The 13,808-nt window shown below is 41.5% G+C and carries 11 protein-coding genes; 6 read left to right on the top strand and 5 right to left on the bottom strand.

Annotated features, from left to right (window positions below):
- Nucleotides 1-95: 95 nt before the first annotated feature.
- From purH to rodA, 6 genes are all read left to right on the top strand, one after another.
- Nucleotides 96-1,619, top strand: a complete 1,524-nt coding sequence (purH, locus tag DXC10_RS15845) for a bifunctional phosphoribosylaminoimidazolecarboxamide formyltransferase/IMP cyclohydrolase (RefSeq protein ID WP_101546033.1) — start codon at nt 96-98, stop codon at nt 1,617-1,619.
- Nucleotides 1,620-1,731: 112 nt separating this feature from the next.
- Nucleotides 1,732-2,754, top strand: a complete 1,023-nt coding sequence (locus DXC10_RS15850; RefSeq protein WP_101546031.1) for a rod shape-determining protein — start codon at nt 1,732-1,734, stop codon at nt 2,752-2,754.
- Between the two features lie 7 nt (nt 2,755-2,761).
- Nucleotides 2,762-3,604 (top strand): rod shape-determining protein MreC, encoded by an 843-nt coding sequence (mreC, locus tag DXC10_RS15855; RefSeq protein ID WP_101546029.1) that lies wholly within the window; start codon nt 2,762-2,764, stop codon nt 3,602-3,604.
- 106 nt (nt 3,605-3,710) lie between these two features.
- A complete protein-coding gene (gene mreD / locus DXC10_RS15860; protein ID WP_101546027.1) occupies nt 3,711-4,211 on the top strand; it encodes a rod shape-determining protein MreD in 501 nt (166 codons plus the stop codon).
- Nucleotides 4,208-6,073: a penicillin-binding protein 2 gene (gene mrdA / locus DXC10_RS15865; RefSeq protein ID WP_117738400.1), complete on the top strand. Its 1,866-nt coding sequence runs from the start codon at nt 4,208-4,210 to the stop codon at nt 6,071-6,073. Before mreD ends, mrdA begins: the two co-directional genes overlap by 4 nt.
- A complete protein-coding gene (gene rodA, locus DXC10_RS15870) occupies nt 6,054-7,511 on the top strand; it encodes a rod shape-determining protein RodA (RefSeq protein ID WP_101546023.1) in 1,458 nt (485 codons plus the stop codon). Before mrdA ends, rodA begins: the two co-directional genes overlap by 20 nt.
- Nucleotides 7,512-7,521: 10 nt before the next feature.
- Here the strand turns inward: rodA and DXC10_RS15875 are convergent, their stop codons facing one another.
- The 5 genes from DXC10_RS15875 to DXC10_RS15895 all read right to left on the bottom strand — a co-directional run bounded on the left by DXC10_RS15875 (nt 7,522) and on the right by DXC10_RS15895 (nt 13,567).
- On the bottom strand, nt 7,522-8,007 hold the full coding sequence (locus DXC10_RS15875; RefSeq protein WP_117738402.1) for a gliding motility lipoprotein GldH: 486 nt from the start codon (nt 8,005-8,007) through the stop codon (nt 7,522-7,524).
- Nucleotides 7,991-9,391, bottom strand: coding sequence for a regulatory iron-sulfur-containing complex subunit RicT (locus DXC10_RS15880; RefSeq protein ID WP_101546018.1), 1,401 nt, complete (start codon nt 9,389-9,391; stop codon nt 7,991-7,993). The genes DXC10_RS15875 and DXC10_RS15880 overlap by 17 nt, the downstream gene beginning before the upstream one ends.
- Before the next feature lie 6 nt (nt 9,392-9,397).
- Nucleotides 9,398-10,522, bottom strand: coding sequence for a DNA polymerase III subunit delta' (locus tag DXC10_RS15885; RefSeq protein WP_117738421.1), 1,125 nt, complete (start codon nt 10,520-10,522; stop codon nt 9,398-9,400).
- A gap of 77 nt (nt 10,523-10,599) precedes the next feature.
- Nucleotides 10,600-11,553, bottom strand: coding sequence for a methylenetetrahydrofolate reductase [NAD(P)H] (gene metF, locus DXC10_RS15890; RefSeq protein ID WP_101546085.1), 954 nt, complete (start codon nt 11,551-11,553; stop codon nt 10,600-10,602).
- A gap of 91 nt (nt 11,554-11,644) precedes the next feature.
- Complete coding sequence (locus DXC10_RS15895; protein ID WP_117738404.1) at nt 11,645-13,567, bottom strand: fimbrillin family protein; 1,923 nt, start codon at nt 13,565-13,567, stop codon at nt 11,645-11,647.
- Between the last annotated feature and the right edge of the window lie 241 nt (nt 13,568-13,808).

Raw genomic sequence — 13,808 nt, forward strand, 5'->3', positions numbered from 1 at the left:
TCAATTTATTGTGTATGAATGTATGTGCGAAAGAACAAAATTTGTAACTTTGCCCCACTAATTTAAATATACGCGTACTTTTAAATAAGCAAATCATGTCTGAAACAAAAAGAATTAAAACAGCTCTGGTATCTGTTTACCACAAAGAGGGTTTGGACGAAATTATTACCAAACTGCACGAAGAAGGTGTAGAATTCCTTTCAACCGGTGGAACACGTCAATTTATAGAATCTTTGGGATATCCCTGCAAGGCAGTGGAAGACCTTACTACATACCCTTCCATTTTAGGCGGACGTGTAAAAACTTTGCATCCGAAAATATTCGGAGGTATTCTTTGCCGTCGTGGATTGGAACAAGACATGCAACAGATTGAAAAATATGAAATTCCTGAGATAGACCTCGTCATCGTTGACCTTTATCCCTTTGAAGCAACTGTGGCAAGTGGTGCTGAAGAGCCTGCTATTATCGAAAAAATTGATATAGGCGGTATCTCTTTAATTCGTGCCGCTGCCAAGAATTATAACGATGTGGTGATTGTTGCTTCACAAGCTCAGTACCAACCGTTGCGTGATATGTTGATGGAACATGGAGCCGTTACTTCGATCGAAGAGCGCCGTTGGTTTGCCAAAGAAGCTTTCGCCGTTTCTTCTCATTACGATTCGGCTATTTTCAATTACTTCGACGGTGAGGAGGGATCTGCTTTCCGTCAGTCGGCCAACAATCAAAAGACACTGCGTTACGGTGAAAACCCACATCAGAAAGGTTATTTCTACGGCAACATCGATGCTATGTTCGACCAAATCCACGGTAAGGAGATTTCTTATAATAACCTGCTTGACATTAACGCTGCCGTTGATTTGATTGACGAATTTACTGATACAACTTTCGCTATCCTGAAGCATAACAACGCCTGTGGATTGGCTTCACGTCCAACGGTGTTGGAGGCATGGAACGATGCGCTTGCCGGTGATCCCGTATCTGCCTTTGGCGGTGTACTTATCACGAATGCCGTGATTGACAAAGCTGCTGCCGAAGAAATCAATAAGATTTTCTTTGAGGTGATTATCGCTCCCGATTATGATGTTGATGCATTGGAAATCCTGGGTCAGAAGAAGAACCGCATTATCTTGGTTCGTAAACAAACTGCTTTGCCCAAGAAACAGTTCCGCTCTTTGCTGAATGGTGTATTGGTACAAGATCGTGACCTTAAAGTGGAAACTCCTGAGGAGTTGAAAACTGTGACCGCGAAAGCTCCGACAGCTCAGGAAATAGAAGATATGTTGTTTGCCAACAAGATTGTGAAGAACAGTAAATCAAACGCTATCGTATTGGCAAAAGGTAAACAATTGTTGGCAAGCGGTGTTGGCCAGACCAGTCGTGTGGATGCTTTGAAACAAGCTATTGAGAAAGCCAAGAACTTCGGTTTCGATCTGAATGGTGCCGTCATGGCAAGCGATGCCTTCTTCCCCTTCCCCGATTGTGTGGAGATTGCGGGTAATGAAGGTGTGACGGCCGTTATCCAACCGGGTGGAAGTATTAAAGACGAGCTTTCGTTTAAATATTGCAACGAACATGGCATGGCAATGGTAACGACAGGATTCCGTCACTTTAAACACTAATTGAATTGAGAATTGAGAATTAAAAATTGAAAAATAATACTCTTTCTTTTTAATTCTCAGTTCCCGATGTAAGATATATTTTTCAATTTTTAATTCTCAATTTTTAATTTAGATGGGATTATTCTCTTTTACACAAGAAATAGCGATGGACCTTGGCACAGCCAATACCATCATCACCACGAATGGTAAGATTGTGGTGGATGAGCCTTCGGTAGTGGCACTGGACCGTCGTACCGATAAGATGATTGCCGTGGGCGAAAAGGCAAAGTTGATGCACGAAAAGACCCACGAAAACATACGTACCATCCGTCCTTTGCGCGACGGTGTGATTGCTGATTTCTACGCTTGCGAGCAGATGATACGCGGACTTATCAAGATGGTGAACAACCGTAACCGTTTGTTCTCTCCTTCACTCCGTATGGTAATCGGTGTCCCTTCGGGTAGTACTGAGGTAGAACTTCGTGCCGTACGCGACTCTGCCGAGCATGCAGGCGGACGTGACGTATATCTGATTTTTGAGCCTATGGCTGCCGCTATCGGTATCGGTATCGATGTGGAAGCTCCGGAAGGCAATATGATTGTCGATATAGGTGGTGGCTCTACGGAAATTGCCGTTATCTCTTTAGGGGGGATCGTTTCTAATAATTCTATCCGTATTGCCGGTGATGATTTGACTGCTGATATTCAAGAATACATGAGTCGCCAGCATAATGTAAAGGTCAGTGAACGTATGGCCGAACGTATTAAGATCAATGTAGGTGCTGCTTTGACCGAACTGGGTGAGGATGCTCCCGAAGATTATATTGTTCATGGTCCGAACCGTATTACTGCATTGCCTATGGAAGTGCCCGTATGTTATCAGGAGGTAGCGCATTGTTTGGAGAAGTCTATCTCCAAGATTGAAACTGCTATCTTGAGCGCATTGGAGAATACCCCTCCCGAACTGTATGCCGATATTGTACACAACGGCATCTATCTGGCTGGTGGTGGTGCTTTGCTCCGCGGACTCGACAAACGTTTGACTGATAAGATAAACATACCGTTTCACATTGCGGAAGATCCCTTGCATGCAGTTGCCAAAGGTACAGGCATAGCATTGAAGAATGTTGACCGCTTCTCATTCTTAATGAGATAATACAGGCATGCGAAATTTACTGAACTTCCTTATTAAATACAATTACTGGTTCCTCTTCCTGTTGTTAGAGGTTACCAGTTTTGTTTTATTGTTTCGTTTCAACCATTACCAGCAGAGCGTTTATTTTACATCTGCCAACGGAATAGCCGGGAAGGTTTATGAAATTTCGGGAGGTATCAGTTCTTATTTTCATCTAAAGTCGGTTAATGAAGATCTGCTTGACCGGAATATATGGCTGGAACAACGGGTAGCTTTTTTGGAGAAGACTTTGCAGGAAAAAGGCTTGGATTCTACAAGGTTATATAGTTTGGAACGTCTGTCTCCTGAAAAGTATGCCATATTTAAGGCAAATGTAGTGAAAAACAGTCTGACACGGGCAGACAACTACATGACCCTTGATCGTGGTACGCTGGATAGTATTCGTCCTGAAATGGGAGTGGTGGATGCTAATGGTGTGGTAGGCATTGTTTATAAGACTTCTCCCCATTACTCGCTGGTGCTTCCTTTGTTGAATAGTAAGTCCAGTATCAGTTGTAAGATTGTGGGTAGCGATTATTTCGGCTATCTGAAATGGGAAGGAGGTGATTCCCGTTTTGCTTATCTGAAAGACTTGCCTCGCCATGCGGAATTTAATCTGGGTGATACGGTTGTAACCAGTGGCTATTCCACTGTATTTCCCGAAGGTGTATTGGTCGGTACGGTAGATGACATGTCCGATTCGCATGATGGACTTTCATATTTGTTGAAAATTAAGTTGGCTACAGACTTTGGAAAGGTAAGTAATGTGCGTGTGATTTCGCGTAGTGGACAGGAAGAACAAAAGGCATTGGAAGCGAGGGAAGAAGAGTGAAGAGAGGTGACAGGGTGATGAGGTAGTAAGGTGATAGCGTGATGAGATGAAACTGTGATAATACAATAAACTAATTCCAATTGTAAATCGTTAAATCGTAGGAAACTTGGCTCTCAATTATCTACATAAAATAGGATGGTTCATAGGTCTGGTACTGTTACAGGTACTAATTCTGAATAATGTGCATATTGCTGGATATGCCACTCCGTTTCTGTATATCTATCTGATATTGAAGTTCGAGTCGGATGTATCGCGCAATGTTTTGATGTTGTGGGCTTTCTTCCTTGGACTGACGGTCGATATCTTTTCTGATACTCCGGGGATGAATGCATCGGCTACAGTATTATTGGCTTTCTTGCGTCCTGCTTTTCTGCGTTTGTTTGTACCTCGTGATACGTTGGATGCACTTGTACCTGCGATACATACAATGGGTGTTTCTCCTTTTTTGAAATATCTGGTTGCCTGTGTCTTTGTGCATCATGGTATGTTGCTTGTCATTGAGTTCTTTTCCTTTGCCCATATGGGAACCTTGTTGTTGAGGATTGTGGCGAGCACATTGCTGACTGTAATCTGTATTATGGCAATAGAAGGGATTAGAAAGAAATGAAAGATTATACGCTTGAAAAACGGAAGTATGTGATAGGTGCGGCGGCTGTTGTCATCGTTCTGCTCTATGTGTTCCGTTTGTTCGATTTGCAGATCATGACAGATGATTACAAGAAGAATGCGGATAGTAATGCTTTTCTGAACAAAATACAATATCCCTCCCGTGGAGCTATATATGATCGTAATGGCAAGTTGTTGGTGTTCAACCAGCCTGCGTATGATATAACTTTCGTTCCGCGTGAAGTGACGCAACTGGATACACTTGATTTTTGTCATGCGTTGAATATAACTCTTGAACAGTTTACCAAACGTATGAAGGACGTGAAAAACCGTTGGATGAATCCCGGTTATTCCAAATATACACATCAGGTGTTTATGACCCAGCTTTCTGCCGAGGAATGTGGAGTGTTTCAAGAAAAACTATTCAAGTTTCCCGGCTTCTATATTCAAAGACGTACTATTCGTCAATATACCTATAATTCTGCCGCTCACGCCTTGGGTGATATCGGTGAGGTCTCAAAGAAAGATATTGAAACGGATGATTATTACATCCGTGGTGACTATATCGGCAAACAAGGTATTGAGAAATCATACGAGAAGTATCTGCGTGGAGAAAAAGGAGTGGAAATATTGCTTCGTGATGCGCACGGACGCATTCAAGGACATTATATGGATGGAAAGTTGGACCGGCCTTCCGTACCTGGCAAGAATCTGACATTGGGTATTGATATTGACCTGCAAATGTTGGGTGAACGTTTATTGAAACATAAAATAGGTGCGATCGTTGCCATTGAACCTGCTACCGGAGAAATTCTCTGTATGGTTTCTTCACCTAGTTTCGATCCCCATTTGATGATTGGACGCCAGCGTGGCAAGAACCATCGTATGTTGCAGGCAGATAAGAGGAAACCTCTGTTGAACCGTGCTATTATGGGAGCCTATCCTCCGGGGTCTACTTTTAAAACAGCACAAGCCTTGACGTTTTTGGAAGAAGAGATTATCCACGAAGATTATCCTACTTTTCCATGTGCGCATGGGTTTAATTATGGAAGTCTACACGTAGGGTGCCATGGGCATGCTTCGCCTTTGTCATTAATTCCGGCGATTGCTACATCTTGTAATTCTTATTTCTGCTGGGGATTATTCCGTATGTTCAGTGACAAGAAATACGGCTCTCCGCAAAATGCCATTACGGTATGGAAAGATCATATGGTTTCTCAAGGCTTTGGTTATCGTCTGGGTACCGACCTTCCCGGTGAGCAACGGGGATTGATACCCAATGCCAAATTCTACGATAAGGCGTATCGGGGATATTGGAACGGTTTGACGGTGATCAGTATTTCCATCGGACAGGGTGAAATTCTTGCAACTCCTTTACAAATAGCCAATCTTAGTGCAACTATAGCCAATCGTGGACATTTCATTACACCGCATATCGTGAAGGAGATACAAGATAACGAGTTAGACAGTATCTACCGTACACCACGTGTACCGACAATTAGGAGGGAATATTATGAAGAGATTGTCAAAGGTATGCGTGCGGCTGTTACGGGAAGTACAGGTAGTGCTACTTGTCGTATGGTAGGTACGATTTTGCCGGGTGTGGAAGCTTGTGGTAAGACAGGTACGGCGCAGAACCGTGGAAAAGACCACTCCGTGTTTATGGGCTTTGCTCCGATGGATAACCCGAAAATAGCCATTGCGGTTTATGTGGAAAACGGTGGTTTCGGTGCAGTCTATGGTGTGCCTATTGGTGCTATGATGATGGATCAGTATTTACATGGGAAGTTGTCTCCAGAGAATGAGATACGGGCAGAAGAATTCAGTAATCGAGTGATATTGTATGGTGACGAGGAGAGATAATATATGGAAATCGTTGGACTGGGTGACGATTGTCGTTTATCTGTTGCTCATTGTCTTCGGATGGTTCAGTGTTTGCGGCGCAAGTTATGATTATGGCGATCGTGATTTTTTGGACTTTTCCACTCGTGCCGGTAAGCAGTTCGTATGGATCATCTGTTCCTTTGGACTTGGTTTTGTTTTGTTGATGCTGGACGATACTGTTTATGACATGTTCGCGTACCTTATATATATAGGGTTGATGTTGCTCTTGATAGTCACGATATTTATAGCGCCCGATACGAAAGGGTCTCGATCGTGGCTGGTGATGGGTCCCGTTAGTTTACAACCGGCTGAGTTTGCCAAATTTGCTACGGCGCTGGCGCTTGCCAAATATATGAGTGCGTATTCGTTTACAATGAAGAATTGGAAAAACGCCTTGATGTTGATGTTTCTTATTCTTTTTCCTATGATGCTGATTATCTTGCAACGGGAGACCGGTTCGGCGTTGGTATATATGGCTTTTTTCTTGATGCTTTATAGGGAAGGTATGCCGGGGGTGGTATTGTTCTCGGGGATTTGCGCGGTAATTTATTTCGTGGTTGGCATTCGTTTTGATAATGTTTTTATAGCCGATACACCGACGCCTATTGGAGAGTTTACCGTATTGTCGATGGTGTTGTTCTTTGCCGGTGGCATGATATGGGTTTATAAAAAACGTTGGGAACCTGTCCGTAATATACTGGCGGGTTCAATGAGTGTATTGCTTATTGCTTATCTGGTTTCAGAGTATATAACTTCTTTCAATCTTGTCTGGGTACAGTGGGGATTGTGTGTGCTTGTTGTCGGTTATCTCGTTTTTCTTTCTTTAAGCGAACGCCATATAGCTTATTTTCTTATCGGATTGTTTGCGATAGGGTCTATAGGTTTTCTTTACTCCAGTGACTACTTCTTTAATAAGGTGTTGGAGCCTCACCAGCAGATACGTATAAAAGTAGTATTAGGTATGGAAGAAGACTTGACTGGTGCCGGATATAATGTTAATCAGTCAAAGATTGCCATTGGTTCCGGTGGGCTGACAGGAAAGGGCTTTTTGAATGGTACCCAAACAAAATTAAAATATGTACCCGAACAGGATACTGATTTTATTTTTTGTACGGTAGGTGAAGAAGAAGGCTTTGTAGGTTCTACAGCTGTATTGTTATTATTCCTTATCTTGATACTTCGCCTGATAGTGATGGCGGAACGGCAACAGTCTGTTTTCGGTAGGGTGTATGGTTATTCTGTATTGAGTATCTTCCTTTTTCACTTGTTTATCAATATCGGTATGGTATTGGGATTGACGCCTGTGATAGGTATTCCGTTGCCTTTTTTCAGTTATGGCGGTTCCTCTCTGTGGGGATTTACCATTCTACTTTTTATCTTCCTACGTATTGATGCGGGACGTAATCGGAGACTTTGATAGGGGGACTTTATCTTTTTATGTGAAGACCGATATCGTTGATTCCCTGTAAGCTTTTATCGGGTAGAGTATAGGCGACTTTAAAGTGATAGGTACCGGCTTTGTCTATTTTTATACTGCCTACGTGAAGAATTGATTGATATAAACCTCCCCAGCCGTCACCTTTCCAAATACCTTCTTTTGTGGCTAAGATGGCATTCAGTGTATCTGCCGGTAACTTTACGATTTCAGGACCATCATAACAAATGGAGAGTCCTAAGTTTTGATAAGGATAGTTGTTTTTGTTACGGATTTCAATGGAAAGTTTGTAATAAGTTTGAGAATCGGGTACTTCGACGTTGAAAAATAAAGTGTCCTCCTTCAACCAACCTTCTTGTGCTATGGCTTGGAAGGTATGATATACCGTCTGTTTATCGCAAGCGCTCAATGCACTTACGATAAACAGCAGGATGATACCTTTTAAATGTAACCTCTTATTTTTAGGCAGGTTTGTCATTTTGAGCGGGTTTATCTCCTTGAGGAGCAGTGGATTTGTCTCCTTGAGGATTGGACTTGTTGTTGCGGAAATTCCTCCGGTTATTGTTGTTCCGTTGCGAACGTTCTCCTTGCTCCTGTCCACCTTGTTGTTCACTGTTTTGTCTGGATGTTCCTCCCGACCTGGATTGTCGGTCCTGGGGTTGTTTAGGCTGCTGCTCTTTTGATTGTGGAGTGGCAACTTGTTCGCCTCCTTGCGGACGATTATTTTTTTTCTTCTTCTTATTCCGGTTACCGTTAGCATTTCCGTTATTGCCGCCCCCGTTGTTGTCACCACCTTTATTCTTGCGGTTACGGTCGAAGCGGGTCAGACTTTCCTGTTCCAGTAAATCTACAGGTTTCTTGGGCTCTTGTTGGCGTGTTTCTTCCAATAAACTTTCCGGCTTAATACCTCGCCTGTTCAGACCTATTATTTCAAATGCGCGTCTGCCACTGATAGTAACCAGATTAGCCGGTATATTTTTATCGCTGGAGTAAGTTATTTGGTTACTTAGAATATCTGCTTTGAAGAAGTAGAATATACCATCTTTGGTTTCCAACTCAATCTCTTTGGACGGCAAACGTTTTTGGGCTTCTACATAACAATCTACTTCGTAGTTGAGACAACACTTTAGTTTGGCACATTGTCCGGCCAGTTTTTGCGGATTCAATGAGATATCCTGAAAGCGTGCGGCACTGGTAGATACTGAAACGAAAGAAGTCATCCAAGTGGCACAACAAAGTTCACGTCCACAAGGACCGATACCTCCAATACGACCTGCTTCTTGGCGCGCACCGATTTGTTTCATTTCGATACGTACATGGAATGCTTCGGCAAGTACCTTGATTAATTGACGAAAATCTACACGTTCATCGGCAATGTAGTAGAAGATGGCTTTATTTCCGTCTCCCTGATATTCCACGTCACCGATTTTCATGTTAAGATTGAGGTCGAGGGCTATTTGGCGTGCACGGATCATGGTGTCATGTTCACGTGACTTGGCTTCGTTATATTTATCCATATCCACCGGCTTGGCTTTGCGGTAAATACGCTTGATGTCTGCTTCCGATTTGATATTGGCTTTCTTCATCTGAAGAGGAACAAGACGGCCTGTCAGCGTTACTATACCTATATCATGTCCGGGTGTGGCTTCAACGGCTACGATATCTCCTTTTTCCAAAGGAATTTTATTGCTGTTACGGAAATATCCTTTACGGGTATTCTTGAACTGTATCTCTACCATGTCCGACTCTTCGGCATTACCCGGTATATCGGCTAGCCAGTCGTAAGTATTCAATTGCTTATCTTGTCTGCCACAACTTTTGCAGCAAAGACCTCCGCTTCCATTATGTAGTATAAAGTCCATTTTTATCTATTGTTTTAATAATACAATCATTTTCAGTGAGAAATCAAAAAATACCATACGCGCATTTACGTTCTGTTCGATATGTCCCTGCGCTTCACTTAACTCATCCATAATTCCCATGATGTTTCGTTCGTTGACAAACGGTGAGAAGCGGGTGGCGAAGTTTTGTTCCGATATGGTCATATAGCTCATCTCTTTCCGATGTAGGTTGTAGATGAAGTTTTCCCGGATCATGCGTTGGCAATATCCCAGAAAATTCTTTTGGCGTTCGCGTCCCATTGTTGCAAGTTGTTCGCTCCACTGTTTCATTTCTTTTATCTTACGTTGATAAGAGAGACGCATTAGGCTGACGAACAGATTAAAAAAGAGTTCGTTTTCTTCATTCAGATGGATTGTTTCCAGAGCTTTAATGAAGTTTCCGTTTGCCAAATGGGCAATATTTTGACTGTCAGCCGGTTGTATGCCATATTTTTGCGATAAGGCATTTGCTATTTCTGTTTCTTCTATCGCACGGATATTGAAACGTTGCGTACGGCTGAGAATGGTTGGAAGTATCATGTCCGGTGTTTCGGAAACCAACAGAAATACGGTCTTTTCAGGGGGGTCTTCCAATAATTTCAGCAATTTGTTGGCACAAACTTCGTGCATCTTTTCCGGAAGCCAGACTATGGTGACTTTATATCCTCCTTCGCTGGATTTTAGACTGAGTTTACGAGTTATTTCATCGCTTTCTTTGGCGTATATGATGGCTTGTCCGTTTTCTGCACCTATCTCGTTCAACCAATGATTCAGAGCAAAATAAGGATTGTTCAGGACAAAATGTCTCCAATCTGCTATATAATCGTCACACACTTCTTTTTTCCCTTTAGCACTTTTTACGATGGGAAAAACAAAATGAACGTCTGGATGTACTAATTTGTTCCATTTGACGCAGGATGGACAAGTGCCGCAAGCATCTGTTTCCGTACGGTTAGGACAACATATATAACGGGCATACGCCATTGCTAACGGGAGTTTTCCGGTTCCTGCTGGTCCACAAAAGAGCTGGGCATGAGGGATACGCCCTTCTTGTACCTCTTGAATTAACCGCTTCTTGGCAGTCTCTTGTCCTATTACGTCCTTGAAACTAATCACTGTTTATTTACGATTTATCTTTGCTCAAAACCTATCTATAGTTTAAGATATGGTTCCGGTTGAATTTATTTTCATCAATATATTTGTTTGGCAACTTCCCTAATGCTGTCTACTGCGCCAATAGAGTAGAAATGAATACTTGGTACCCCATGTATCATCAACTCTTTACACTGTTTTATACACCATTCTATACCGACTTCTTGAGCATCCGCATCAGTCTTACACTTCAAAGCTTCATGCGTTAACTCCTCAGGTAAATCCACTTTGAAAGTCTTGGGTATCATGCTAAGTTGTGATAGCTTTTTAAATGGCTTGATACCTGGAATAATGGGAATGGTGATACCTTCTTTACGTGCACGTTCCACAAAGTGGAAATATTTTTGATTATCGAAGAAAAGCTGGGTAACGGCATATTCCGCTCCGGTTTCCATCTTTTTCTTTAACCAATACAGGTCACTTGCCATATTGGGAGATTCTTCATGTTTTTCGGGATAGCATGCTACTCCGTATGAAAAAGGTGTTTTTGTAACTTTCATTTCCGAACCGTCTACAAAGATACCTTTATTAAAATTATTGATTTGTTCTTCCAGTTCTATAGCGTGACTGTGACCGTCAGTTTCGGGCGTGAAAACAGATTCGTGCTTAGCTTTGTCACCGCGCAATACCAATAAATCCGTAATCCCCAGAAATTGCAGGTCGAGCAATTCGTATTCAATGTCTTCACAACTGAAACCACTGCAAAGAAGATGGGGCACTACAGTGATATTATATTTGTTTTGGATAGCGGCAGCCACAGCTACCGTGCCGGGACGGCGACGTAGACGATTACGCTGAAACAGTCCGTTACCGAGATCTTTGTACACATATTCACTGCGGTGTGTAGTGATGTTTATGTACTTAGGGTCGAATTCCCTTAATGTATCTATGGTTTCGTACAACTTTTCGATGCCTGTACCTTTCAGTGGCGGCAGTATTTCAAATGAAAAAGCTGTTTTTTCGTTACTGTGTATCAGGTCGATTACTCTCATTTCTTTTTCGTTATCTTTGTCCAATTGGCAAAAAACTTGCACATTGGGAACAAAAATACGAAAAAGAAATGAGATATGCCTTTTTGAGTGGCTATTCTTTTATACAGCGTATGGAAAAGGCTTGGTAGTAATCTTTATTTTTAACTTTGTTGCTGCCAAAAGTAACGAGGTCTGTATTGCCCATAAGGAGGATACCATCTTCTGCTAATGTTCCTTGGGTGTCTCCATTTATCCAATGGACAGCAGTAGTACCTGCATTACCGTGGAGGGGGTTTCCTGTGTCTTTTCCTTCGGTATATAGTCCATTGGGCAGGATACTCAAACCACTAAGGTTAGTAACAGGAGAAATTTCTTGCTCGGCGTTAAATGTTTTCCAAATCCCTGATTTGAGTGTAGAGGCGCTGTTGTTGATATATGTTATCAGTTTATTCCAATCCTCTTTATTGGGTACCTCCCATCCTAGAGGTGCTAATTCTCCCTTTAATAATGCTTCTCCATTATAGAAAAACAGCGTTTTGTTATCGTCCTGAAAGTAACCGGCTCCTTCACCTAACTTTGTTTTGAAAGTAACCGGTGTCTTGTCTAAATAATAAGTTGCCTGTAAATCTTCTTTCATCCAATACTGTGTGCCAATCTTTACGATAGGATAAGTTTGTAGTTTCCCGTTTCGTATATCTCTTATTTGATAGTTGCTAACATTTATAGTTGTCGGAGTATTGGGCTTTACCAAAGTGATTTTCCCATTTTCATTGATATAGAAGCTTTCAATGATTTCAGAGTTTCCGGCCGTATAGGTCAGTGAGTTCTTTTCTGTATCCCAACTTACGTTACCGCCATGTACCTTTCCTTTCTCATCCAGTAATTGTAATACGTCTCCTTTTTGTAAATCAGTCTTTTCATTCACTACCGGATAAACAACAATAGCGCGCGAAGCAATATTGTTAGCCGAATAAAGATACTCTTTACATATCTCAGCGACAGGCATACTTTGATAGTATACTCTGTATACATCAGATGTGGAGAAAGACAATGCTGCAATGCGGACACCGGTTAAGTTATGATTATTTTCACTTTGTCCGTTTTCCTGATATTCCCATGCCTTTATGCTACTTGTAATACAGTTTAGAACTTGACTGGTAGCTTGTATGGCATCGATAGAAATTTCAAACTCTGTATTACCTTTCATTGTGACTGCCGGCATTGGGCAGGTATATAATTTACCGTTCCATTCTAATAGGAAAGCCTGTTCGCCGTTTGTGTCTTCCTGAGGGATAATGATGAATTCTTTTCCTGACAATGTGCCGTTACTTTGCTTCTTCCAGTTTCCGAAAGGTGAGATATCTGCCTTTGTTGTCAATCCTGATATGTTTCCAGTTTGAAGATCGTACAAGGCTTGTGTATTAAATCCTGTGGCAATGATTTTAGGATTAGCTTTCAGTATGTCATCTGCATTTTCACCTTCTTTGGGCGATAGAGTAATATTGATTTTGGCAAGTTGATGTTTATATGTTAATTCTACCGGTTCGTTTCCACTTTGTACCTTGTTGACTTTTGCAGTTAGAAAATCAGAAACAGAGTGTTTGACTTTCGTGCTTTGATTAGCTTCTACCGAAATATTCAAGATAGAATTTCCATTAGATATTCCTTCTTTATGATAGGGATAATAACTGATAAAATCCAAAGTAGCATCGCCCTCCGGATAAAACACCTCTTTTTCAGGTATCAATAGTGCATCTTCTCCACATTCCAGACAAAGATTATCAATATATCGCTGGTTATTTAAGGAAGTAGATGTCAACATTGCGAATAAACCTACTCGATCTCCTAATTCAAAGGCAGATGTGGTTGCCTTTGTTGTACTTTTACTGATTTTTGTGGAAAACGAAATAGGTATAGTTCCTTCTTCGATGTCGTCTCCGATTTTGTTGATACAAGATGTGTTAATCAAAGCAAGACTGATAGGTACTGCGTACAGTATTTTACATACCTCTCTCTTTAAAGCATTTCTTTTCATTTCATGTGTTATTTATGAGACAGATGTATTTCTGCCTATGGTTCATTCTCATAAAATTGTGTATCAAAATATTAGACTGAACAGAACCATAGTTGGTATAGAAAAGTATTTACACTTTTGAATGCTTCTCATTCGGCAGTACACTTAATGCCGTGGTGCTTTTCGTTCTTCTTTTTTGGCACATATTTATCGTTTGTGAAGACAAATGTATTATAATTTATATTGTTTAGGACTATAATTC

Source organism: Bacteroides sp. OM08-11, assembly GCF_003438665.1.
Taxonomy (GTDB): domain Bacteria; phylum Bacteroidota; class Bacteroidia; order Bacteroidales; family Bacteroidaceae; genus Bacteroides; species Bacteroides cutis.

Coding starts and splice junctions, on each gene's coding strand:
- purH (WP_101546033.1), top strand. CDS start 96: ATGTCTGAAACAAAAAGAATTAAAACAGCTCTGGTATCTGTTTACCAC.
- DXC10_RS15850 (WP_101546031.1), top strand. CDS start 1,732: ATGGGATTATTCTCTTTTACACAAGAAATAGCGATGGACCTTGGCACA.
- mreC (WP_101546029.1), top strand. CDS start 2,762: ATGCGAAATTTACTGAACTTCCTTATTAAATACAATTACTGGTTCCTC.
- mrdA (WP_117738400.1), top strand. CDS start 4,208: ATGAAAGATTATACGCTTGAAAAACGGAAGTATGTGATAGGTGCGGCG.
- rodA (WP_101546023.1), top strand. CDS start 6,054: ATGGTGACGAGGAGAGATAATATATGGAAATCGTTGGACTGGGTGACG.
- DXC10_RS15875 (WP_117738402.1), bottom strand. CDS start 8,007: ATGACAAACCTGCCTAAAAATAAGAGGTTACATTTAAAAGGTATCATC.
- DXC10_RS15880 (WP_101546018.1), bottom strand. CDS start 9,391: ATGGACTTTATACTACATAATGGAAGCGGAGGTCTTTGCTGCAAAAGT.
- metF (WP_101546085.1), bottom strand. CDS start 11,553: ATGAGAGTAATCGACCTGATACACAGTAACGAAAAAACAGCTTTTTCA.
- DXC10_RS15895 (WP_117738404.1), bottom strand. CDS start 13,567: ATGAAAAGAAATGCTTTAAAGAGAGAGGTATGTAAAATACTGTACGCA.